This is a genomic window from Amycolatopsis heterodermiae (assembly GCF_034929455.1).
Classification (GTDB): domain Bacteria; phylum Actinomycetota; class Actinomycetes; order Mycobacteriales; family Pseudonocardiaceae; genus Amycolatopsis; species Amycolatopsis heterodermiae.
Genome location: NZ_JAYFSI010000003.1, coordinates 599,235 through 619,418 on the forward strand (window position 1 = coordinate 599,235; position 20,184 = coordinate 619,418).

Consider the following 20,184-nt stretch of genomic DNA (forward strand, 5'->3'; position numbering starts at 1 on the left):
CCGCAGAGTTCGGCCGAATGGACTATCGATCCGGGCCACGACGTGGGGTTTTCCCACGTGATCGACAGCGCCGCGCGTCCGGAACGTCGGCTTACGCCGCACTGCCGACCACAGTGGACACCCGGACGGCTACTCCCTGCAACGCCGACGGAATGTCATTCATGCGGTCGGATATTCACCGACTCCCGCCGCGGAAAAGGAGTGTCCGCACGGTACGGCGTGGCATTTTCACGAAATCGATCCAGAGCCGTGCCGGCCCTTGCTAGCCCGCGTTCGCCAGCAGCCCGCCGCTCGCGGGCGTGTGCGCCATCAGGCACGCGTGGCACGGCATCCCGCGCAGGCCGTCCAGCACCTCGGCCTCGCCGGGGCGGATCGGCTCGCCGCACAGCGCCGTCAGGCACTCGGGCACCGCGCCGGCGGGCGGGACGGGGATCAGGTGACAGACGCGTCTGCTCTCGCCGACGACGCCTCGGCGTAGCCGCACCAGTGCGAGCATCCCACCGTTTTCACCCATGATCGAAAGGTAGGGGAAAGATCCGGCGAAGACTTCGTGCCGGGGACCCAACGATCTTCGCCGCTGGTGGTCCGGGGCACCAAAACCTCAGGTCGCGGCCAGCACGGCGGCGCCGAGCCGGTGGCACAGGCTCAGCGCGAGCTCGACGTCCAGGCGGTTCACCCCGAGCGCCCGCGGCAGCAGCTCCTGGGCCTTGCGGACGCGGTACTGCACGGAGTTCTTGTGCATCGTCAGCTCGGCCGCCGCCGCGGTGTAGCTGCCGCCGGTCGCGAGGAACACGAGCAGGGTCTCGCGCAGGCGGTCGCAGTGCTCGTCGTCGGCACTCAGCGGGCCGAGGGTGCTGGTCACCCACAGCCGGGCGGCGTTGAGGTCGGACGTCATCAGCGCCATCGTGCCGACCTCGCGGAAGGTCAGGACGCGGTCGCAGTGCTCACCGGCCGCCAGGGCCAGCGCGTGCACCCGCAGGGCCTGGTGGTGGGTGTCGCGGAAGCCGTCGACGCCGGTGGCGGGGTCACCGACGGTCACCCGGACGCCGGGTCCGGCCGCCGCCAGCACCTCGTCGAGGCAGCCGCGGGTGATCGTGACGTCCGCGCCGAGCGGCAGCCAGACCCACGCGCTGGCTTCGTCGCGCGGCACGAACAGCGGGCGGCCGTGGTCCTGGACGCGGCCGAGCACCGCGACCGCGACCGCCTCGAGCACGGACAGGACGTCGTCCGCCGAGCCGGTGTGCCAGAGGATCATCCCGGCGTGGGTGCCGCGCAGGCGGTAGCCGATGACCGTCTCGGCCGCGTCGACCGAAGCGGCGTCGAGCGGGCCGCGGTTCTCCCCCAGCAGGTCCTGCACCTTGGCCGCCCGCGCGGCGCTCCGGTTGAGCAGCCACCGGTCGCGTTCGTCCTGGTAGACCGCGACCAGCTGCCGGGTCACCCGGGTGACGAACCCGAACACGACCTTGAGCAGCCGCCGCATCATCTCCCCGAGCAGCTCCGCTTCGCCGACCTGGCGGGTGCACTCCTGGAACCCGAAGTCGAGCATCGCCGCCTGCCCCAGCTCGTAGGCCCGGATCAGGTCGAACACCGGCGTGCCCCGCTGCGCCAGGCGCCGCGCGTACTCCAGGGCGGCGGCCGGCGCCTCGACGTGGGAGGGGTCGATGCTGTGCTGGAAGATCTGCAGCCCGGTCTCGATGTTCTGGTAGACGCTCGCGGTCAGCAGGCTCACCATGCGCTCGTCGTCGTGGACCAGCTGCGGGAGTTCGGCGGCGTAGAGCTGCACCAGCTCACCGGTGAGATCCCCCGCGCGGCCCGCCAGGGTGGCGGCGACCTGCCGGATGCGCTCCGAGACGACTTCTTCGTCCACCATGGAGCCACCTTAGAGGGCGACGATCATGCTTTCGAGGTGGCGCGTCGATCAATTCGAGATCCGCGGAGGAGCTCAGGGACCGAGCGTCCCCGAGCGGCGGCGTTCCGGGGTGGCCAACACGGCCCAGACGACCTTGCCGCCCGTCCACCGCTTGCTGCTCCCCCAGGCCCGCGCGGTCTGCGCGACGATCCGCAGGCCCAGGCCGGGCTCGAGCAGGTCGGGCCGCTCCACCAGCACCGCGGGCCGCGGGTCGTCGTCACTCACCGCGATCGTCAGCAGCTCCTGACGCAGCTCCAGCCGCAGGCCCGGGAGCGACGTCGTGTGCCGGGAAGCGTTGTCCGTGAGCTCGGCCGCGATGAGCGTGCCGTCGTATTCGAGCGCGGGGACGCCCCATTCGCGGGTCCGCGCGCTGACGAACGCCCGGGCCTGCGCGACGCCCTGTTCGCCGCGGGCGAGGGTCCGCTCGGCGCGGCGGCGGATCGGGTGGGGCAGCGCCCGCTCGGCGGTTTCGACGTCGGCGTGCACCGGGACGAACCGGTCCAGTCCGAACGCGTCGAACGCCTCGACGTGCGCGGGCTGGCGGGTGACCAGGGAGAACGGGATGCCCGGCCAGCGTTCGAGCCGGGTCGCGACGAACGGGAACAGGCTCGGCGAGTGCCGTTCGAGGACGAGGTCGTCGATGTCGGCGATGAGCCTCGGCGGGCTTTCCGCGGCGATCTTGAGGAGGCCGTCGCGCAGGAAGGGGTAGCCGGTGATGTCGAGCCGCCCGGTCACGACGACCAGCGCGCTCGCCTGCCGGTTCCGCAGTTCCAGCCCGATGCCTTCAAGCACGGGCGCCCTTCCTCCGCATGGTTGTCACGCTAGTGCCCGCCCCGGACCACGCAAAGGGCCGAACGCGGGCGGGACGCAACCGGTCACGGCCCTCGAGCGTGTACTCCCCGACGTCTGGGGAGGACGACATGGAACCGTATCCGTTGCAGGCCGGCGAACGCGTGCTCTGGGCGGGCGCGCCGGTGGTGCGCCGCCACTGGCTCTACGAAAACTACGTGCTGCTCTTCGGCACCGTGCTCCTGGTCGGCGGGTTCGTCGTCGTTGACTGGATGAGCGGGCGGTACCTCAGCCTGTTGTCCGCTGCCGTGTTCGCGTTCTGGGCGGCCTGGGGCCCGCGCCTGCGGAACCGGCGGGCCCGCCTGGACGTCGAGACGTACTTCGTGACCGACCGGCGGATCGTCTTCGTGGCGCAGTGGCCGACCGGCGCGGAGTTCCGCTGGGTGTGGCTCAATCGCCTGCAGCCGGCCCGGGCCCGGGTCGGCGACGACGGCACCGGGACCGGGACCGTCACGTTCGGCACGCCCCTCGGAGTCAGGTGGCGCCTGCTCGGGACGCCGCACCAGGGCGCCTGGGTGCCGTTCACCCCCGAGCTGTGGGCGATCCCGGACGCCGAACGGGTCGCGGCACTGATCCGTCAGGCCCAGTCCGGGACGATTCCGAAAAGAGCCGGAAACATTCTCGAAACCCCGAGCGGACCACGCGCCTAACTGGTCTGGACCAGACTGGCCACATGCCGGAACTCCGGGATTTTCCTTGCCCCGCAAGGTGCCGACGCGGTAATGCGGGCGAACCCGGCCAGCGGAACACATTTTCGTGAGTGATGTCCTGACGCGACTTTCGGGGGGTGTGGCGAATCCTGACGGGCCGGTATATCTGGTCGTACCGAATCCGCAATGGCCGGCCCCACCGCCGGCCCGCCGGATGCCGCCCGCACCCGCCTCCCGGAGGAACCATGCACCGTCTGGCCCCGGCCCGCGAGCACGTCGTCGGGCTCTACCGCATCGTGATCGGCTTCCTGTTCGCCTGCCACGGCGCCAAAACGCTGTTCGGCGTCTTCGGCGCGAAGACGACCGCCGCCGTCGGGGCGTGGCCGGGCTGGTGGGCGGCGGTGATCCAGCTCGTCTGCGGCGTGCTGGTCTGCGTCGGGCTCGGCACGCGCGCCGCCGCGGTGCTCGGCTCGGGCTCGATGGCGTTCGCCTACTTCACGGTGCACCTGCCGGACGGGCTGCTCCCGATCCAGAACGGCGGCGAGGCCGCGACCCTGTTCTGCTGGGCGCTGCTGGCGGTCGCGTTCGTCGGCCCGGGCCGCTTCGCGTTGAGCAATCTTCGTGCGCTGCACCGGACTTCGGCACCGGCGCGCAACCGCGTCCGGGCGAACGAGCTCGCTTCCTGAGTCAGGGGCGGGAGATGCCGACGCCACTGCGGGCGTCGGCACCGTACTTCGCCAGTTCGCGCGCCAGGTCCAGCCGCCCGGTGGCCTTGCTCTTGTCGCGGTCGGCGTCGGTCAGCAGCTCACGCGGGATGATCCAGACGACCTCGAACTCGATCCCACTGGGATCCTTGGCGTACAACGACTTCGTGGTGCCGTGGTCGGACGAGCCGACCAGGGCGCCCGCCGCGTCGAGCAGGCCGGCGATGCGGTCGAGGTCGCCGAGGGTGTCGACCTCCCACGCGAGGTGGTAGAGCCCGACCGACGTCTGCCCGGCGCCCGAGTCCGCGGCGTGCGCACCCAGCTCGAACAGACCGAGGTCGTGGTCGTTGGTCGAGCCCGGGGCCCGCAGGAAGGCCGCGCCGCGGTGCGCGTCGCCGCCCTCGATGTAGTCGAAGCCGAGCAGGTCCCGGTAGAACGCCACGCTCTCGGCCACGTTCCGGACGTACAACACGGCGTGGTTCAGGCGAAAGATCGACATCGGCTCTCCTGGCCCGTGCTGCGCGCGCGAATCGGTTGAAGTTTCAACTTAAGGCTAGGCGCGAACGAGCGGCCGGTCAAGCGAGCGCGAGCGACGCTCGATCAGCACGAAAGACCCACTCTCCGTGGGCCTGGTGACCGACCGGGCGACAAACCTTCGACACCGCATCGAGGCCCTGGTCGGACGGCCCCGGGGTTCGTAGGGTGGTTGCACCGCGGGACATCGTGTCAGCTGTCCCGCGGGTGGTGATGCCCCTGGATCCGACCTTTCCCCGAAGCCTCGCCCGGGGGCATCACCCTTCACCTCAGCTGACCGTGCCGCTCTCCCACCACCAGCTCTGCGAGCCGTAGGCGTACTCGATGCGGCTGTCGACGTGCTGGTGCGCGTCCGAGAGCGTGTAGCGCTCCAGCCCGGAGAACCCGCAGGCCTCGGCCAGGACGTACACCTGGCGCGTGCTCAGGCCGCTGACGTAGACGTCCGCCGCCGTGCCGTAGACGTGCATGCTGTTCGACGCGCCGCCGATCGCCTGGTTGTGCGCGACGCTGCGGAACCCCGACGAGATCGTGATCGCCCGGTTGCCCGCCTTCGCCCGCAGGGCTTCGAGCTTGTACATCAGCCGCCGGACGTTCTCCTTGACCGTCGCCGCGCCCACCTTGCCGCCGCCGAATCCGGTGCCGTCGCTCGACGTGAACTCGCTGAATTCGAAGTGCGACGTCGATCCGTCGGAGGATTCCAGGGCGTTGAGGGCCGCGAAGTCGTCCGCGTCGGCGATGCCGTTCGCGGTCAGGTGGTTGGCGGCCTGGAACCGCTTCAGCGCGGCCTCGGTCCCGGGGCCGAAGTCGCCGTCGACGGCGACGTAGGTCTGCCGGGGCCCGTCGGCGGCCCAGCCCGCGATCCGGATCTGCAGTTCCGTGACGGCGGCGCCGGTCGAGCCGGACCGCAGCGAGGAAGGCCACGAGTAGGCCGCGGCGACCCCGGGGAACGCCGCCAGCGCGACGACGCTGCCGGCCAGGGCGATCCCGGTCCCGGCGGCGGCCTTGAGCAGGGAACGGCGGTCGAAACCGGCGGGCGGGCGGGACGGGCTCATCAAGGCCTCCGGGTACTCGGCGAGGGAGCCCGCAGCAGACACCCGTCACCCAAACAACCGCCAACACCCCAGCCGCCCCGCACCCGGCCTCACCAACCCCGGCGCGGTTCCCGTGAATTCCTGACGGTGCTCACGCGCGGTCACCGCCACTGAGCCATCTCATTTACATACATGCTGTACGTATGTAACCTGGCGGCATGACGCGAAGCGAATCCTTGGGTCGGGAGCACCGGGTCCGGCTGCCGGCCGGCGAGGTGCGGTACTTCGAGCGGGGCGCCGGCGCCCCCGTGGTGTTCGTCCACGGTGTGCTGACGAACGCGGAGCTGTGGCGGAAGGTCGTGCCGGACGTCGCCGCGGCCGGGTTCCGTTGCCTGGCCCCGGATCTGCCGCTGGGCTCGCACGACCTCCCGATGCGCGCGGACGCCGACCTCTCCCCCACCGGGGCCGCCGATGTGATCGCGGACTTCCTGGAGGCACTGGACCTGCGCGACGTCACGCTGGTCGCGAACGACACCGGCGGCGCGCTCACGCAGATCCTGCTCAGTCGCCGCCCGGAGCGGGTCGGGCGGGTCGTGCTCACGCCGTCCGACTGCTTCGAGTACTTCTTCCCGCCGATCTTCAAGCCGCTGCCGGTGATCGCGCGGATCCCCGGCTCGATGGCCGTGCTCGGCCAGCTGCTGCGCTTCCGCGCGCTCTACCCGCTGCCGATGCTGTTCGGCTGGGTGGTCAAGCGGCCGCTGCCCGACGACGTCGCGCAGGCCTACCTCGCGCCGCTGCGGAAGTCCGCCGGGGTGCGGCGCGACCTGCGCAAGCTGCTGCGGGACGTGCACCCGCGGCACACGCTGGCCGCGGCCGAGGCGCTGCGGACGTTCGACCGGCCGGTGCTGCTCGCCTGGGCGGCCGAGGACAAGCTGTTCCCGATCGGCCTCGCCCACCGGCTCGCCGCGCTGCTGCCCGACGCGAAGCTCGTCGAGATCGCGGACTCCTACACGTTCGTCTCCGAGGACCAGCCCGCCGTGCTGGCCCGCCACGTCGTCGAGTTCGCGGGTGTCATGGCAGATTAGGCGGGTGCGACGTACCCAGCAGGACCGTTCCGCCGGCACGAAGGCCGCCCTGGTCGCCGCCGCGCGCGAGCTGTTCGCCACCCGCGGCTACCAGGCCGTGCCGGCGGACGAGATCACCCGCGCGGCGGGCGTCACCCGCGGCGCGCTGTACCACCACTACGCCGACAAGCAGGGCCTGTTCCGCGCGGTCGTCGAGGAGCTGGAACGCGAGCTGACCGACGAGGTCGGCGCCGCGTTCGCCCAGGGCACGGGCCCGCTGACCGGCATGGCGCTCGGCCTCGGCGTGTTCCTCGACGCGTGCCTGCGCGAGGACGTCCGCCGGATCTCCCTCACCGACGCGCCCGCCGTGCTCGGCTGGGACGTCTGGCGCGAGATCGAGGCGGAGTACGGGCTCGGCCTGATCGTCCGCGTGCTGGAGCAGGCGCGCGCGGACGGGTTGATCGTCAAGCTGCCGGTCCCCGCGCTGGCGCAGCTGGTGCTGAGCGCGGTGATGGAAGCGGCCCGGATGATCGCCGCGGCGGACGACCCGGCGCGGACCCGCGCCGACGTCCAGCAGGTGCTCGGCGCGTGGTTCGCGAGCCTGCTCAAGAGCTAACCGGGCTCCTCCGCGAGCCGCGCCGGGGTGACGCCTTCGGGGACGTCCACGGCGTCGAACCAGCCGCAGGCCGGGTCGCCGGGCGGCCGGTCGAACCGGGTGACGTACGGCTTGAGGTCGAGCACCGGCGTGCCGTCCAGCAGGTCCACGCCGGCGAACCGGATCGTGGTGCCCGAGACGTCGAGCAGCCGGACGAGGCTCAGCCCGATCGGGTTCGGCCGGCGCGGGCCGCGGGTGGCGAAAATGCCCATCCGGCGGCCTTCGCGGCGCAGCAGGTACGGCACCTGCGTGAGGCCGCCCGGCCGGTCGGGCCGGTCCAGCCAGCTGAGCAGCCACGCGTAGTCGAACCCGGCGAGCCCGGCCAGTCCTTCGGCGAAGCGTGCGTCGAGTTCGATCGTGCCTTCCTCGGCGCGGTTCGCGGCCGCCTGGACGGGCGTGTGCTCCAGCTCCGTCCGGGCGGTGCGGACGACGCCGATCGCGGGCAGCGGTGGCGGGGTCATCGGCCCAGCCTAGGTGCCCGCGACCGGCGTCGTGCTGCTGCTAGCCCGTGACGAGCCCGACGCCGAAGGTCTGCAGGATCTCGTTCACCGGCTGGAACCACGTCTCGCCGCCGGAGCTGCAGTTGCCCCAGCCACCGGAGGTGACGCCCTGCGCCTGGTCACCGGTGATGAAGGAGCCGCCGGAGTCGCCGGGTTCGGCGCAGACGTTGGTGCGGGTCACCTGGTAGACGGCGCCCTGGGAGTAGTTGACGGTCTCGTTGAGCCCTTCCACGACACCGCAGTGCCAGTGCGTGGTCGAACCCGAGCGGCACACCGAGGTGCCGACCGGCGCGACCCAGGAGCCGCGGACGATCGCGTCGCTGACCGTGCCCCAGCCGAGCACGACCGGCGCGGTCCACCAGCCGTTGCCGATGCGGATGAACGAATAGTCGTTGCCGGGGAAGGAAGAACCGGCGAACGTGCCCATCGCCGAGCCGTCCCAGCCGACGACCGAGCTGCCCGCGCCGCCGCAGTGGCCGGCGCTGACGAACCCGCCGTTGACGGAGAAGCCGATCGAGCAGCGGGTGTTGCCGTTGATGTAGTACGGGTCGCCGCCGACGGTCCCGGCCGAGAACGTCTCGGCCTTCGGCGTCGACGTCACGGTGACGGGACCGGCTTTCCGGGCCTGCGCGACGAAGGCGTCGACGTCGGCGCCCTGCGCGCCGGGCCGCAGCGTGACCACGACGCTGCCGGTGCGGACGTCGGTCCGCCAGCCGCTGACGCCGGCCGGCGCGGGGTGCGCCTTCGCCGAAGCGTCGATGGCAGCCTTCGCGGAGTCGAGCTTCGCCGCGCTGACGGTGGTGGTCGTCGGCTCGGCCCCGGCCTGCCGGACGGCGGCGGCCGCGGCGGGGTCGGTCACGCCGACGACGAGCTTGCCGAGCGCGGGGTCGAACCAGGCCCCGCCGAACGCGGCACCGGCGGCGCGCTGCGCGTCCGGCAGCACCCGCGACGCGGTCATCTCCTGCCCCAGCCGGGTTTCGGCCTGGGCGGCGGTCAGGCCGAAATCCCGTTGCATGGCGGCGATCAGGCCGGGTGACGCCTGCGCGACGGCGGGGGTGAGGGCACTGCTGGCGAGACTGGCGGTGAGGACGGCGGCGCCGCCGAGAGCCAGGGCGATTCTTCGACGCATGGGACTCCTCCGGGGACGGGGGAAAGAAACACACTGTCCGCCGAGTGTGCGGGCGGGTCCGGGCCAGGTCCAGAATTGTCCGGTTTTCTGTCCGGAGTTAGCAGGAGCGAACGACTGTCCACTACGGACTGAACGTCTGGATTGTTTGCCCTGCAAGGCTTTTCTTCGCGCGCGGAAACGACGCGAACCGGTTTTACCGGTCCGCGCCGTGCGGCGGGCAACCTCCGTTACAACGTTGTAAAAGGTCTGAACCAAGTACAGCACAGACTTGCTTGCACCGGCCGAAACCAGAGTCGCCAGGGCAGCAGAGGTGCATGACAGTCCCCCGCGTGGACGCCTTCCCGTCGCCCGACGGCGGCCTCACAGCACGAGTTGGCGACAACGCACGAGGCCACTGTCCTTGCTTGCGCGGCACCGGCCCCACAGCGCGACGCAATGCCAACGCCGCCATCCCTGCTCGTCGGTACCGACCCGCGCCGCCCCCGCAGCGCGAGGGCCGCCACCCCCACGCCGCCCCCGCAGTGCGACGCAGTGCCAGCACAGCGCTAGGCCGCCACCCCACGATGCAGCGTCAGCACAGCGCGAGGGCCGCCACCCCACGACGCAGTGCCAGCACCGCACGAGGGCCGGTTGCGACGCCGCTGCTCTCAACTCCGTGACACCGACCCGCGTTGAGGCCCGTTGACAGGGTCACCCGCACCACGCCAGAATCCTATTTCCTATAGGATTCGACGTCAGGGGGATCGGTGGCTGTCGTCACGCGGGCCGAAGCATTTCTCGTCGATGTCGCGGTCGAGCAGGCCCGCACCGACGCCGTGCAGGCGTTCGTGTCCCAGGAGACCGTCTTCGTCGAGCTGAGCACCGATGACGGCGGGAGCGGGCTCGGCTACTCGTACACGATCGGCACCGGTGGCAGCTCCGTCGTCGCCCTGCTGCGGGACCACCTGCTCCCCCGGCTCGTCGGCCGCGACGCGCGGCTGGTCGAGGCGATCTGGCGGGACCTGTTCGCCGCCACCCGGGCCACCACCGTCGGCGTGATCACGTCGCTCGCGCTGGCTGCCGTCGACACCGCGCTGTGGGACCTCAAGTGCCGCCGAGCGGGCGAGCCGCTGTGGCGCGTCGCCGGCGGGTTCGGCGCGCGGGTTCCGCTCTACGACACCGAAGGCGGCTGGCTGCACCTGAGCACCGAGGAGCTCGTCGCGGGCGCGAAGGCCGCCGAGACCGCCGGCTGGGGCGGCGTCAAGATCAAGGTCGGCAAGCCTGCGGCCGGCGAGGACTTCGAGCGGCTCGCCGCGGTCCGCGAAGCCGTCGGCCCGCGGTTCGACCTGATGGTGGACGCCAACCAGTCGATGACGGCCGCCGAGGCGATCCGGCGGGCGGCGGTGTTCGCGCCGCTGGACCTGTTCTGGCTGGAGGAGCCGCTGCCGGCCGACGACGTGTCCGGGCACGCCCGCCTCGCCGCGTCGACGCCCGTGCCGGTCGCCGTCGGCGAGTCGCTGTACTCGATCGCGCAGTTCCGCGACTACCTGCAGCGCGGCGCCGCCTCGATCGTGCAGCCCGACGTCGCCCGGGTCGGCGGCATCACGCCGTGGCTCAAGGTCGCCCACCTGGCCGAAGCCTTCAACGTCGAGGTCTGCCCGCACTTCCTGATGGAACTGCACGTGAGCCTGACCGCGGCCGTCCCGAACGGCCGCTACGTCGAGCACATCCCGCAGCTGCGCGCGATCACGCGCACCGAAATGACCGTCGAGAACGGGCACGCGGTGCCGCCGGAATCACCCGGCCTCGGAATCGACTGGGACCGTGACGCGATGGACGACCGGCGCGTTTCCTGACCGCCGGAAAGACGCGCGCTTCCGCCCGGTCGCCCTTTCGGGTGGCCGGGCGGAAGCGCGCGGGAAATCAGATCTCGTCGACCTGGTAGCCGAACACCCGGGCCGGGACGAGCAGCGCGCCGGTGCATTCCGCGGTGGCCGGGCCGAATCCGTAGGGCACGAAATCGCCGACCACGTACCAGAAGGCGCTGCCGTTCGTGCAGTGCGCGATCACCCGGTACCCGTAGCCCTCACCGGGGAAGCAGCTGACGGAAACCCCCTGCCCGAAAAGCACACCGTAACGCTCTCCGAAGCAGCCGGGTGGTGCGAAATCGCCGCCGGCCGCGGCCGCGGTCCCGACCGTCAGACCGAACAGGGAAAAAACTGCGACGGCGAGTGCCGCCAATTTCCTTCGCATGACCACTCCTCAGCGCGGAGAACCCCGACATAAGGAGCCTAGAAGCGCGTGAGAATTACCGGCAATTCATCGGGCCAGTGAACCCCGCACAGCGGAACGTCACCACACTGCTCCATCCGGGCTAGCCCGGGCCTCCGGACGAACGGCAAAGAGTGATGCCGTCGCCCAAGGGCTCACGCAAACCCCGCGATCAGTGGGCGAACGCCGTCAGGAAGCGGTCGCGGAAGGAGTCCATCTTCCAGACCGGCGCCTGCGCGGCCGGGTGCAGGCCGTCCGTCCAGCCCCAGCCGGAGATCCGGTCCAGCACCCTCGGGTCCTTCGCCACGATCGTGATCGGCACGTCGTGGACCGCGCCCTGCGGGGTCACCACCGGCGGCTGGTGGTCGCCGAGGAAGACCAGCACCAGGTTGTCGTCGCCGTAGTGCTGCACGAACGAGATGAGCGTCTTCAGCGAGTAGTCGGTCGCGTCCCGGTAGGCGTCGCGGATCTTCGCCGGGTCCTTCCAGACGGACTCCGGCGCCTCCCCCGCCGCCGGCTGCGGCGCGAAAACCGAGCCGTCGCCGACCTGGTTCCAGTCGACCAGCCAGGGCCGCGGCGACCACGGCGCGTGGCTGGAGACGAGGTCCACCTCGGCCATCACCGGCTTCTGGGCCGACTTCGCGAGTTCGTTGCGCTGCAGCATGGAGAACGTGTACTGGTCCGGCATCGTGGCGTAGGCGTAACCCGGGCCCTTGTAGCCGATGTTCCGGAAGTCGTAGTAGGCGTCGGGGTGGTAGAACCGCTGGCCCTCCGGCCAGTCCTTGGTGTGCGCGGGCACGTCCCAGACGGTCTTCCAGCCCGCCTTCTGGAACGCGCCGCCGAGGGTCAGCCGGTCGCTGTCGAGCAGGTTGTTGTAGCGCTGCTGGTTGTCGATCCACATGCCGGACTCGACGGTGGAGTGCGCGAGCCAGCTGCCGCCGCCGAACGTCGAGGACGACAGGAACGCGCTCTTCGCGCCGATGCCCGCCGCGCGCAGCTGCGCGGTGCCCTCGTCGAGCGTCGCGCCGATCTTCGGGGCGAAGCCCGGGTCGTCGAGGGCGATCCGGCCGTAGCTCTCCACGAACGTGAGCACCACGTTCTTGCCGCGCAGCCCGGCGAGCAACTGGTCGCCGGGGGTGTTCCGGAACGCGTCGTCCGCGGCCAGCTCGCCGAACGGCCGCTGTTCCCGCAGGTCCGTGCTCACCTGGCGCAGGTCGTCGTAGGCCAGCGCGGCGGCGTTCTGGGCCGCGATGGGCTGGCCCGGCGCGATCTCGACGCCGAACACCGAGCAGACGATCCAGATCACGCCCAGCACGGCCACCACCCGCGACGCCCCGGTCCGGCGCCCGGCGGCGATCCGGGTCAGCCGCAGCATGGCGAGCACCGTGAAGACGACGACGGCGATCGCGAGCAGCACCGCCCCGGCCAGCACGGCGTACGCCGCCGCGTCGCCGATCTCGCCGGCGAGGAACTCGACGCCGGCGTTGAAGAAGCTCCAGTCGTACACGGGGTCGAACGGCTTCTCCAGCGTCGCGTAGAAGCCCGTGTCGAGCGCCTTCATGACGATGAGCAGGCCCAGCACCAGCCCGGCCAGCACGGCGACGACGCGCCGCGGCCGCGGCGGCAGGACCAGCACGAACGCGGCGATGATCAGGCCTTCCACCGGCACGCGGACCAGGGCTTCGGGCGAGAACGAGTTGAGGTCGTCCGGTGCGAGGAACGCGAAGAGCACCAGGAGCGCGGCCAAGGTGGTCACCACCACGCCCGCGACGGCGTGCCGCCGGGCGGCCCGCGGCAGGCCGAAGTCGGGCAGCGCCGCACCTCCGTCCGGGGTGCGGCGGCGGGCACGCCGCGGGTGCGGCAGACCGGTGGTTCCCATCATGGCGCGGCCTCACATCAAGGGTTCACAGGGATCGGCCGCCGGGCCCCTGCGGCGGGGACGGCGGTCCTCACCCGATATACGGATCGTGGCGGTGCGCGGTTCACGCACCGCCACGACCTCAGGCCGCGGGCGGCCAGAGGTACTCCCTTTCGGGGACGATCCGGACGATCAGCCGCCGCGCACCGGGTTCCGGGGGTGGTGTCTGCCCGCCCATGTACCGGCGGTACATTTCGTGCAGCAGCGCCTTTTCCGGATCGGCGGTGAGCTCGACGCTCCCCCGGATCTCGACGTAGCGGCCGGGTGCACTCGCGACCAGCAGGCTGACCCGAGGATCGCGGCGCATGTTCCGGGTCTTGAGGCGGCCCTCGATCGTGCTGAAGACGACGTGGTCGCCGTCCCGTTTCACGAAGACGACGGACGACTGCGGCCGGCCGTCGGCGTTGGACGTCGCGATCACCGCGGTGTGCGGGCCGTCGAGGACCTCGCGGGCGGCTTCGGTCAGGGAAATGCGGTTCATATCCGTTCCGACCGGGCGCGGGCGCGAAAGGAATCGCCGCTACCCGGTGGCCGTGACCTCAAACCACGATCGCCGTCTTTCACCCGCGAAAGAGCCGCGATACCCCCTACGGGGTAAGGAAACCGGCCGTTCGGTTGCGGGCCGGTCGGCCGGGTGTTTTGCTCGGCACGACCGAAGCCCCGCTATTCCGGATGGAGCTCTGACGATGAGTCTTTTCGACAAGGCGAAAGAGGCCCTTGGCAACAACCCCGACAAGGCCGACCAGGGTGTCGACAAGGCCGCGGAAGCCGCCAAGGGGCGGTTCGGCGAGCACGCCGACAAGATCGACCAGGGCTCGGACAAGGTGAAGGACTTCCTGCACAAGCAGGGCGGCGGCCAGCAGGACGCACCGCCGCAGTGACGCGACGCCGGTGACTGCCCAGCCGTCCGGGCGAAGCACGCTTCGTCCGGCCCTCGGCTGGGTACCACCGGCTCCGTGGTCGCCACCTACCTCGTCCCCGTCCGGACCGCCCTCTACCTCTTCCCGCTCATCGCGCTGGTCGTCATGCTGCCGGCGGCGTTCGTCAGCTACCGCCGCCGCGGGCGTGCCGGCGGGTGGACGACGGTCGTCTTCTACACCTTCGTCTTCTACCTCCTGGCGATCGCCACGCAGACCGTGCTGCCGCTGCCCGACAACCCGAACTTCTGCGCCGGGCACAGCTACGCGAGTTCTCCCCAGCTGCGGCCGTTCTACTTCGTCGAAGTCGTGTCGCAGCGCGCCCGCGGCCACTGGAGCCCGAGCGCGATCCTGCACAACCCCGCTGTCTGGACCACCGCGCTCAACGTCGTGATGCTGGTCCCGCTCGGCCTGTTCCTGCGCTACGCCCAGCGGATGCGCGCGGTGCCGACGATCCTGGCCGGGTTCGGCCTCTCCCTGCTGTTCGAGCTGACGCAGCTGACCGGGCTGTGGTTCGTCTACCCGTGCCCGTACCGCCTGTTCAGCGTCGACGACCTCATCCTCAACACCGCCGGTGCCGCGCTCGGCTGGCTGATCGCCGGCCCGCTCGCCCGGGTGCTGCCCGCGCTGGAACCGGAGCACGACCGCCGCCGCTACGCCACGAAGGTCACCTTCACCCGGCGGCTGTTCGCGCTGGCCACCGACCTGCTGGGGTTCGCCGCGCTGCTCGGTTTCCTGTTCGGCCTGCTGACGCTGTTCGGCGAGGACATGCGCCACCGCGACACGCCGGTCGTCATCCTCGCGATCGTCTGGTTCGTGGTGCTGCCCGCGGTGACCGGGTCGACGCCGGGCAAGCGGGCGATGCTCCTGCGGGTCACCCGGCGCAGCGGTCGCCGCGCCGGGCCGATCTCGCTGCTGGTCCGCAACGGCGTCCTGCTGTCCCCGCTCTGGCTGACCTGGATGCTGCTCGACCTGGACCGCTGGGACCTCGCGAACCACCCCGAACAGCTGCTCCTGCCCCTCGCGCTGGCCGCGTCGGTGTTCGTCGTGCTGGTGTGGACCCCGCTGGCCGTGCTGCTCGACGACGAACACCGCGCACCCTACGAACGGCTGACCCGGACCGTGAACGCCGCGATCGTGCCCTCACCTGCGGGCCTGCCGCCCGAACCGGCCCCCGCACCCGCCCGGACGGAGGAGGTCCTTAAAGGACGGTGAAGGGCACTGCGCTGCCCGGGGCGGCAGGCGCTGGTAGATTCCTTGAGCGGGTTGAGCCGCCAGCCCGCCGTCAGTCGACCCCGTCCCCTCCTGGAGCACAACCCATGACCACCGACGCAACGCGGCCCCGGCAGCGCGCCTCCGGTGAAGGCTGGTCGCTGGACGAGCACGAGGCCGGGGACGTGACCGTCTTCGTCCTGCGTGGCGAGTTCGACCTGGCCGTCTCGGCGAAACTCGCGGACCTGCTGCCGACGGCGCCCGGAGCCCGCGGAGTCGTGCTGGACATGACCGGCGTCGAGTACTGCGACTCCAGCTGCCTGCAGATCCTGCTCCGCCTGGGCACCCGGCTGAAGGAGGCGGGCGGCCGCCTGGCCGTCGCGAGCGACGTCCACGCCGTCGTCCGGCCGATCGAGCTGCTGGGCCTCGGCGACGTCATGCCGCTGCACCCGACGGTCGACGCGGCGCGCGCCGCGGTGGACGGTGCGCCATGACCACCTCCAGTACCCGTGTGGGTGAGCCCGGTTCGGGGCACCCCGGAGGAGACGACATCCCCGCGGGACCCGGCACGGAGGAGGCGGACATGACCTTGCGTCCGGCCCGGCACGAACTCGGCATCACCTCCGAGCTGACCGAACTGGCCAAGGTCCGCGGCTGGGTGCGGTCCGTCCTCGGCGGCTTCCCGGCGAGCGTCGTCACCACCGCGGTCATGGTGGTCGACGAGCTGACCTCGAACGCCCTGCGCCACGGCCGCGCGCCCTACCACGTGCGCCTGCTGCCCGGCGTGGCCAAGCTGCGGATCGAGGTCGACGACGCCGGCGGCGAGGTGGCCCGGCGCCGGACGCCGTCCGACCAGGGCGGCCGCGGGCTGCTGCTGGTCGAGCGCTGCGCGGCGGCCTGGGGCCAGCTGCGCCGCCCCGGCGGCAAGACCCTGTGGGCCGAGCTGGCGACCGATCCCGGTGCCCATGGCTGAGCGCGTCGAGACCGCCCCCGCCACCCCGCTCACCGGCGACCGGGGCTGGGACGCCGCGCCCGCCGCGGCGATCGTGGCCGACGGCGCCGGCGTGATCCGCGCCCTCAACGAGGCCGCCCGCCTGCTCTTCCCGGACGCGGCCCCCGGCCGCCCGCTGGCCGGCGCGGTCGCGGACTGGCTGGCCGAGGCGGACGAGCGCCGCACGAGCGAGATCACCCGCGGTGAGGTCGGCGAGCGGTTCATCGCCGCGCACCCGGTCCCGCACGGCGACGCCGTGACGTGGTGGCTGGTCGACGAGACCGACATCCGTGCCGCCCAGGACGCCCTGGCCCACGAGCAGGAGCGGACGGCGTTCCTCAGTGAGGCCTCCGCCGCGCTGCTGGGCTCGCTCAACCTCGAACGCTGCATGGAGGTCGCCGCCCGGCTGGCCGCGGAGCACCTGGCCGACGCCGCGCTGGTGCTGGCGCCCGCGACGGGCGGGCTCTACCCCGCCGTCACCTGCGTGCGCGGCGGCGAGCCGACACGCGGCCGGCTGGAGATCGACCCGGACGAGCTGCCCGGGCTCGGCGAGGCGCTGCAGGGCTTCCCGCCCGTGCCGTCGCGCTGGCTCGACCCGGACTCCGCGCCTCGCTGGGTGCTGCCGGGCGAGTTCGGCCCGGTCGGCTCCATCGTCGTGACGCCGCTGCCCGGCCACGGCGTGCCCGCCGGTGCCCTGGTCCTGCTGCGTGGCGGCGACCGGCGCACGTTCAGCGAGCAGGAAGAGCTCTTCGCCCGCCTGTTCGCCGCCCGGGCGGGTGCGGCGATGTCGGCGGCGCGGGTGTTCGCGCTGCAGGCGTCCATCACCGACACGCTGATGCGGGAGCTGCTCCCGCCGACCCTCGAGCAGCTCGGCGGGGTCGAGTTCGCCGGCCGGTACCGCCCGGCCCTCGACGGCGAGCGGATCGGCGGCGACTTCTACGACGTGCACTCCGCGGTCGACGGTGACGGCGGGGAGTCGCTGGCCGTGCTCGGCGACGTCTGCGGCAAGGGCCTCGACGCCGCCGTGCTGACCGGCAAGATCCGCACGACGCTGCGGGCGCTGCTGCCGACGGCCGACGACCACCACCGGCTGCTCGGCCTGCTGAACCGCACCATCGCCGGCGGCCACGACACCCGGTACGTCACGCTGGTGCTGGCCTCCGCGCGCCGCGAGGGCGCCACGGTACGGCTGCGCGTCACCTGCGCGGGTCACCCGCCACCCCTCGTCGTCCGAGCGGACGGCCGGGTCGAGGAGGCCGACACCCGCGGCAGCCTGATCGGCGTGCTGCCCGAGATCGAGTCGGTCAGCGCGGACGTGACCCTTAACCCCGGCGAGACCTGCCTGATGTTCACCGACGGCATCATCGAGGCCAAGGGCGGCCCGCTCGGCGACACCATGTTCGGGGAGGACCGGCTCCGGCGGATCCTCTCCGAGTGCGCGAACATGCCGGCCGACGCCGTCGTCGAACGGGTGCAGATGGTCGCGTCGCAGTGGATCGGGCGCGGCGACCACGACGACATGGCGGTGCTGGCGATCACCGCCCCGCGCGGGCAGCACCTCGCCGCGGTCGGCGGGCACGGCCGCGGGAGGTACACCGCGTGAGCGCCTCGACCCGCACCGGCCCGGCCGGGATCGCCGAGAACGCCGGCCGGCTCTGGGACGCCGTCACCACCGGCGACGAGTACACCGCGGGCGACGTCGTGGTCCAGGCGCTGGGCCAGGGCCTGGACCCCGAGAGCGTGCTGCTCGACGTGATCGGCGCGGTGCAGCGGAAGGTCGGCCAGGAGTGGGCGGCCAACCGGCTGACCGTCGCGCAGGAGCACGCGGCGACGGCGATCAACGACCGCGTCATCGCCACCTTCGGCTACGTCCTGAAGCGACCCGAGCCGCACCTCGGCCGGGTCACCGTCGCCTGCGTCGACGGGGAGTGGCACGCGATGCCCGCCCGCCTGCTCGCCGAGGTCCTGCGGCTGCGCGGGTTCCACGTCGACTACCTGGGCGCGCAGGTCCCGGCCCCGCACCTGGTCGCCCACCTGCACCGCACCGGGCCGGACGCGGTCGCGCTGTCCAGCTCGATCGCCACCCGGCTGCCGACGGCGCACGCGACGATCACCGCGTGCCAGGCCGCGGCCACCCCGGTGATCGCCGGCGGCGCCGCGTTCGGGCCGGACGGCCGGTACGCGCGGCTGCTCGGCGCCGAGGCCTGGGCCCCGGACGCCCGCTCGGCCGCCGACCGGCTGGCCCGGCCGCTCCCCCGGCCGCAGACCGGGCACCAGCCGCTCGACGACCTGCCGCACCTGGCCGACCAGGAGTACACGCTGGTCACGCGCACGTCCGGCCAGCTCGTGAAGGCCGTCCTGGCCGGGCTGGAAGAGCGGATCCCGGCGATGCGGGCCTACACCGACCTGCAGCGCCAGCACACGGCCGAGGACATCGCGCACATCGTCGAGTTCCTCGCGACCGCCCTCTACGTCGGTGACGGCGAGCTGTTCACCGGCTTCCTGACCTGGACGGCCGACATCCTCACCGCGCGCGGTGTCCCGGCCGCGTCGCTCGTGCCCGCGCTCGACCTGCTCGAGGCGGAACTCCGCGACTTCCCGCGGGCCACCGGGCTGCTCGGCACCGCGCGCACGCACTTGGCGGACCACGCCGCCGGATCGGGGCTGTCCGCATGAGCACCGCACTGACCTGCACCTGGACGTCGCCGCAGGCCGGCACCGCCCAGGTCGTGATCGAGGGCGAGCTCGAGTACACGACGGCCGCGCAGCTGCCCCGGCTGGTCGGCGACCGGCTGGCGGACGCACCCGGCGTCGAGGACGTCCGGCTCGACTGCGACGGTCTCGAGTTCTGCGACTCCTCCGGCCTGTCCGCGCTGCTGCGGGTGCACGCCCTGGTCACCGACGCCGGCCGCCGGCTGCACCTGGACAACCGCCGGCCCGCTCTCGACCGGCTGCTGGCCCTCACCGGCACCTTCACGTACCTGACCGGCGAGGCCCCGGCCTCCCGCGCGCGGGCCGACTCCTAGGCCTGCAGCCCGGCCAGCTCCCACGGGTCGTGGGCGCTGAAGACCGTCACCTCGTCACCGTGACGCCGCACGAGTTCCCGCAGCCGTGCCTGTGTCCCCAGCCGCAGGTCGTGGTGGATTTCGGAGCGGGTCTGGACGACGTCGAGCACGGGATGCGGCTCCGGCGTGAGGTCGAGCTCCCGGTGGTAGTAGTAGGCGTCGCCGCAGTGCAGCAGCCAGCGGGCGCCGTCGTGCACCGCGACCCCGGCGTGGCCCGCGGTGTGCCCGCCGAGCGGCACCAGCCGGATCTCCGGCGGCAGGCCGGTCAGCGGCACGGACGCGAAGCCGAACCAGTCGTCCGCGCCCGGCACGTCGTAGGCCGCCCAGTCCGGGCCGTGCGCCCAGTGCGCGGGCCGGTAGCGGAAGCTCGGCGCTTCGGCGATCGCGGCGTCCAGCTCCGCGCGCAGCACGTGCACCCGGGCGCCGGGGAAGTCGGGCAGGCCACCGCAGTGGTCGACGTCGAGGTGGGTGACGACGACGTGCCGCACGTCGGCCGGGTCGAACCCGAGCCGGGCGACCTGCCGGATCGCCGTCTCGTCTTCGGCGAGCGCGGGCTGGGCCATGGTGACCCAGTCGGCGCCCAGGGTGGTCCCGGGATCACGGACGTCGTCGAGGCCGAGTCCGGTCTCGACGAGGACGAGGCCGTCGCGCTCGGTCTCCGCGAGCAGGCAGTGGTTGACGGCCGGGGCGGCCGGGAGCCCGGGGGCTTCGATCTGCCGCACGGACCCGCAGTTGAGGTGGTGGATCTTCATGGGAACAGCCTCTGACTTGAAGTACGATTCAAGTCAAGCCCCTGGGAGGTCCGG

The 20,184-nt window shown here is 72.2% G+C and carries 23 protein-coding genes; 12 read left to right on the top strand and 11 right to left on the bottom strand.

Features of this window, described 5'->3' with window-relative positions; genetic code table 11:
- Nucleotides 1-262 precede the first annotated feature (262 nt).
- From VA596_RS18520 to VA596_RS18530, 3 genes are all read right to left on the bottom strand, one after another.
- Entirely contained in the window at nt 263-514 is a 252-nt protein-coding gene (locus VA596_RS18520) for a hypothetical protein (protein ID WP_323328749.1), read from the bottom strand.
- An 87-nt stretch (nt 515-601) separates the two neighbouring features.
- Complete coding sequence (locus VA596_RS18525; protein ID WP_323328750.1) at nt 602-1,870, bottom strand: PucR family transcriptional regulator; 1,269 nt, start codon at nt 1,868-1,870, stop codon at nt 602-604.
- A gap of 72 nt (nt 1,871-1,942) precedes the next feature.
- The gene (locus VA596_RS18530) at nt 1,943-2,701 is read right to left on the bottom strand and encodes an ATP-binding protein (protein ID WP_323328752.1); all 759 of its coding nucleotides are present in this window, start codon (nt 2,699-2,701) and stop codon (nt 1,943-1,945) included.
- A gap of 128 nt (nt 2,702-2,829) precedes the next feature.
- Between VA596_RS18530 and VA596_RS18535 the strand changes: the two genes are divergently transcribed.
- Together VA596_RS18535 and VA596_RS18540 are read left to right on the top strand one after the other, a co-directional pair.
- On the top strand, nt 2,830-3,408 hold the full coding sequence (locus VA596_RS18535) for a hypothetical protein (RefSeq protein ID WP_323328753.1): 579 nt from the start codon (nt 2,830-2,832) through the stop codon (nt 3,406-3,408).
- A 245-nt stretch (nt 3,409-3,653) separates the two neighbouring features.
- Nucleotides 3,654-4,094 carry a DoxX family protein gene (locus VA596_RS18540; RefSeq protein ID WP_323328755.1) on the top strand — a complete coding sequence of 147 codons (441 nt, stop codon included), beginning with the start codon at nt 3,654-3,656 and terminating at the stop codon, nt 4,092-4,094.
- A 1-nt stretch (nt 4,095) separates the two neighbouring features.
- Here VA596_RS18540 and VA596_RS18545 read toward each other — a convergent pair whose 3' ends face one another.
- Both VA596_RS18545 and VA596_RS18550 read right to left on the bottom strand, forming a co-directional pair.
- Nucleotides 4,096-4,611, bottom strand: a complete 516-nt coding sequence (locus VA596_RS18545; protein ID WP_323328756.1) for a VOC family protein — start codon at nt 4,609-4,611, stop codon at nt 4,096-4,098.
- 304 nt (nt 4,612-4,915) lie between these two features.
- Nucleotides 4,916-5,740, bottom strand: coding sequence for a D-Ala-D-Ala carboxypeptidase family metallohydrolase (locus VA596_RS18550; RefSeq protein ID WP_323328758.1), 825 nt, complete (start codon nt 5,738-5,740; stop codon nt 4,916-4,918).
- 155 nt (nt 5,741-5,895) lie between these two features.
- On the opposite strand from VA596_RS18550, the gene VA596_RS18555 reads away from it, so the two are divergent.
- Together VA596_RS18555 and VA596_RS18560 are read left to right on the top strand one after the other, a co-directional pair.
- Nucleotides 5,896-6,762 (top strand): alpha/beta fold hydrolase, encoded by an 867-nt coding sequence (locus VA596_RS18555; protein ID WP_323328760.1) that lies wholly within the window; start codon nt 5,896-5,898, stop codon nt 6,760-6,762.
- 4 nt (nt 6,763-6,766) lie between these two features.
- Nucleotides 6,767-7,357 (top strand): TetR/AcrR family transcriptional regulator, encoded by a 591-nt coding sequence (locus tag VA596_RS18560; RefSeq protein WP_323328762.1) that lies wholly within the window; start codon nt 6,767-6,769, stop codon nt 7,355-7,357.
- Here the strand turns inward: VA596_RS18560 and tsaA are convergent.
- Nucleotides 7,354-7,857 (bottom strand): tRNA (N6-threonylcarbamoyladenosine(37)-N6)-methyltransferase TrmO, encoded by a 504-nt coding sequence (gene tsaA, locus VA596_RS18565; protein ID WP_323328764.1) that lies wholly within the window; start codon nt 7,855-7,857, stop codon nt 7,354-7,356. The genes VA596_RS18560 and tsaA overlap by 4 nt on opposite strands.
- Before the next feature lie 40 nt (nt 7,858-7,897).
- Nucleotides 7,898-9,025 carry a S1 family peptidase gene (locus tag VA596_RS18570; protein WP_323328766.1) on the bottom strand — a complete coding sequence of 376 codons (1,128 nt, stop codon included), beginning with the start codon at nt 9,023-9,025 and terminating at the stop codon, nt 7,898-7,900.
- Nucleotides 9,026-9,771: 746 nt separating this feature from the next.
- Between VA596_RS18570 and VA596_RS18575 the strand changes: the two genes are divergently transcribed.
- On the top strand, nt 9,772-10,860 hold the full coding sequence (locus VA596_RS18575) for a mandelate racemase/muconate lactonizing enzyme family protein (RefSeq protein ID WP_323328768.1): 1,089 nt from the start codon (nt 9,772-9,774) through the stop codon (nt 10,858-10,860).
- A 67-nt stretch (nt 10,861-10,927) separates the two neighbouring features.
- Here VA596_RS18575 and VA596_RS18580 read toward each other — a convergent pair whose 3' ends face one another.
- The 3 genes from VA596_RS18580 to VA596_RS18590 all read right to left on the bottom strand — a co-directional run bounded on the left by VA596_RS18580 (nt 10,928) and on the right by VA596_RS18590 (nt 13,674).
- Nucleotides 10,928-11,257: a hypothetical protein gene (locus VA596_RS18580; RefSeq protein ID WP_323328770.1), complete on the bottom strand. Its 330-nt coding sequence runs from the start codon at nt 11,255-11,257 to the stop codon at nt 10,928-10,930.
- Nucleotides 11,258-11,447: 190 nt separating this feature from the next.
- The gene (locus tag VA596_RS18585; RefSeq protein ID WP_323328772.1) at nt 11,448-13,157 is read right to left on the bottom strand and encodes an alkaline phosphatase family protein; all 1,710 of its coding nucleotides are present in this window, start codon (nt 13,155-13,157) and stop codon (nt 11,448-11,450) included.
- A 118-nt stretch (nt 13,158-13,275) separates the two neighbouring features.
- Entirely contained in the window at nt 13,276-13,674 is a 399-nt protein-coding gene (locus VA596_RS18590; protein ID WP_323328775.1) for a PPOX class F420-dependent oxidoreductase, read from the bottom strand.
- A 205-nt stretch (nt 13,675-13,879) separates the two neighbouring features.
- Here VA596_RS18590 and VA596_RS18595 point away from each other — a divergent pair, with 205 nt between their 5' ends.
- The 7 genes from VA596_RS18595 (at nt 13,880) to VA596_RS18625 (ending at nt 19,339) form a co-directional block, all read left to right on the top strand.
- Entirely contained in the window at nt 13,880-14,074 is a 195-nt protein-coding gene (locus VA596_RS18595) for an antitoxin (RefSeq protein ID WP_247052111.1), read from the top strand.
- A gap of 75 nt (nt 14,075-14,149) precedes the next feature.
- Nucleotides 14,150-15,325 (top strand): VanZ family protein, encoded by a 1,176-nt coding sequence (locus VA596_RS18600; RefSeq protein ID WP_323328779.1) that lies wholly within the window; start codon nt 14,150-14,152, stop codon nt 15,323-15,325.
- Nucleotides 15,326-15,429: 104 nt separating this feature from the next.
- On the top strand, nt 15,430-15,816 hold the full coding sequence (locus VA596_RS18605) for an STAS domain-containing protein (protein ID WP_323328781.1): 387 nt from the start codon (nt 15,430-15,432) through the stop codon (nt 15,814-15,816).
- A gap of 89 nt (nt 15,817-15,905) precedes the next feature.
- Complete coding sequence (locus tag VA596_RS18610; protein ID WP_323328783.1) at nt 15,906-16,295, top strand: ATP-binding protein; 390 nt, start codon at nt 15,906-15,908, stop codon at nt 16,293-16,295.
- Nucleotides 16,288-17,916 (top strand): PP2C family protein-serine/threonine phosphatase, encoded by a 1,629-nt coding sequence (locus tag VA596_RS18615; protein ID WP_323328785.1) that lies wholly within the window; start codon nt 16,288-16,290, stop codon nt 17,914-17,916. The genes VA596_RS18610 and VA596_RS18615 overlap by 8 nt, the downstream gene beginning before the upstream one ends.
- A complete protein-coding gene (locus VA596_RS18620) occupies nt 17,913-18,989 on the top strand; it encodes a cobalamin B12-binding domain-containing protein (RefSeq protein WP_323328787.1) in 1,077 nt (358 codons plus the stop codon). The genes VA596_RS18615 and VA596_RS18620 overlap by 4 nt, the downstream gene beginning before the upstream one ends.
- Complete coding sequence (locus tag VA596_RS18625; protein WP_323328789.1) at nt 18,986-19,339, top strand: STAS domain-containing protein; 354 nt, start codon at nt 18,986-18,988, stop codon at nt 19,337-19,339. The genes VA596_RS18620 and VA596_RS18625 overlap by 4 nt, the downstream gene beginning before the upstream one ends.
- Here VA596_RS18625 and VA596_RS18630 read toward each other — a convergent pair.
- Nucleotides 19,336-20,130 (bottom strand): MBL fold metallo-hydrolase, encoded by a 795-nt coding sequence (locus VA596_RS18630; RefSeq protein ID WP_323328791.1) that lies wholly within the window; start codon nt 20,128-20,130, stop codon nt 19,336-19,338. The genes VA596_RS18625 and VA596_RS18630 overlap by 4 nt on opposite strands.
- Nucleotides 20,131-20,184: the final 54 nt, after the last annotated feature.

What these genes read in the sequence shown, in the direction of transcription:
- VA596_RS18605 (WP_323328781.1), top strand. Translation starts at nt 15,430, where the DNA reads ATGACCACCGACGCAACGCGGCCCCGGCAGCGCGCCTCCGGTGAAGGC.
- VA596_RS18615 (WP_323328785.1), top strand. Translation starts at nt 16,288, where the DNA reads ATGGCTGAGCGCGTCGAGACCGCCCCCGCCACCCCGCTCACCGGCGAC.
- VA596_RS18570 (WP_323328766.1), bottom strand. Translation starts at nt 9,025, where the DNA reads ATGCGTCGAAGAATCGCCCTGGCTCTCGGCGGCGCCGCCGTCCTCACC.
- VA596_RS18520 (WP_323328749.1), bottom strand. Translation starts at nt 514, where the DNA reads ATGGGTGAAAACGGTGGGATGCTCGCACTGGTGCGGCTACGCCGAGGC.
- VA596_RS18545 (WP_323328756.1), bottom strand. Translation starts at nt 4,611, where the DNA reads ATGTCGATCTTTCGCCTGAACCACGCCGTGTTGTACGTCCGGAACGTG.
- VA596_RS18610 (WP_323328783.1), top strand. Translation starts at nt 15,906, where the DNA reads ATGACCTTGCGTCCGGCCCGGCACGAACTCGGCATCACCTCCGAGCTG.
- VA596_RS18630 (WP_323328791.1), bottom strand. Translation starts at nt 20,130, where the DNA reads ATGAAGATCCACCACCTCAACTGCGGGTCCGTGCGGCAGATCGAAGCC.
- VA596_RS18580 (WP_323328770.1), bottom strand. Translation starts at nt 11,257, where the DNA reads ATGCGAAGGAAATTGGCGGCACTCGCCGTCGCAGTTTTTTCCCTGTTC.
- VA596_RS18535 (WP_323328753.1), top strand. Translation starts at nt 2,830, where the DNA reads ATGGAACCGTATCCGTTGCAGGCCGGCGAACGCGTGCTCTGGGCGGGC.
- VA596_RS18625 (WP_323328789.1), top strand. Translation starts at nt 18,986, where the DNA reads ATGAGCACCGCACTGACCTGCACCTGGACGTCGCCGCAGGCCGGCACC.
- tsaA (WP_323328764.1), bottom strand. Translation starts at nt 7,857, where the DNA reads ATGACCCCGCCACCGCTGCCCGCGATCGGCGTCGTCCGCACCGCCCGG.
- VA596_RS18555 (WP_323328760.1), top strand. Translation starts at nt 5,896, where the DNA reads ATGACGCGAAGCGAATCCTTGGGTCGGGAGCACCGGGTCCGGCTGCCG.
- VA596_RS18595 (WP_247052111.1), top strand. Translation starts at nt 13,880, where the DNA reads ATGAGTCTTTTCGACAAGGCGAAAGAGGCCCTTGGCAACAACCCCGAC.
- VA596_RS18590 (WP_323328775.1), bottom strand. Translation starts at nt 13,674, where the DNA reads ATGAACCGCATTTCCCTGACCGAAGCCGCCCGCGAGGTCCTCGACGGC.
- VA596_RS18540 (WP_323328755.1), top strand. Translation starts at nt 3,654, where the DNA reads ATGCACCGTCTGGCCCCGGCCCGCGAGCACGTCGTCGGGCTCTACCGC.
- VA596_RS18585 (WP_323328772.1), bottom strand. Translation starts at nt 13,157, where the DNA reads ATGATGGGAACCACCGGTCTGCCGCACCCGCGGCGTGCCCGCCGCCGC.
- VA596_RS18525 (WP_323328750.1), bottom strand. Translation starts at nt 1,870, where the DNA reads ATGGTGGACGAAGAAGTCGTCTCGGAGCGCATCCGGCAGGTCGCCGCC.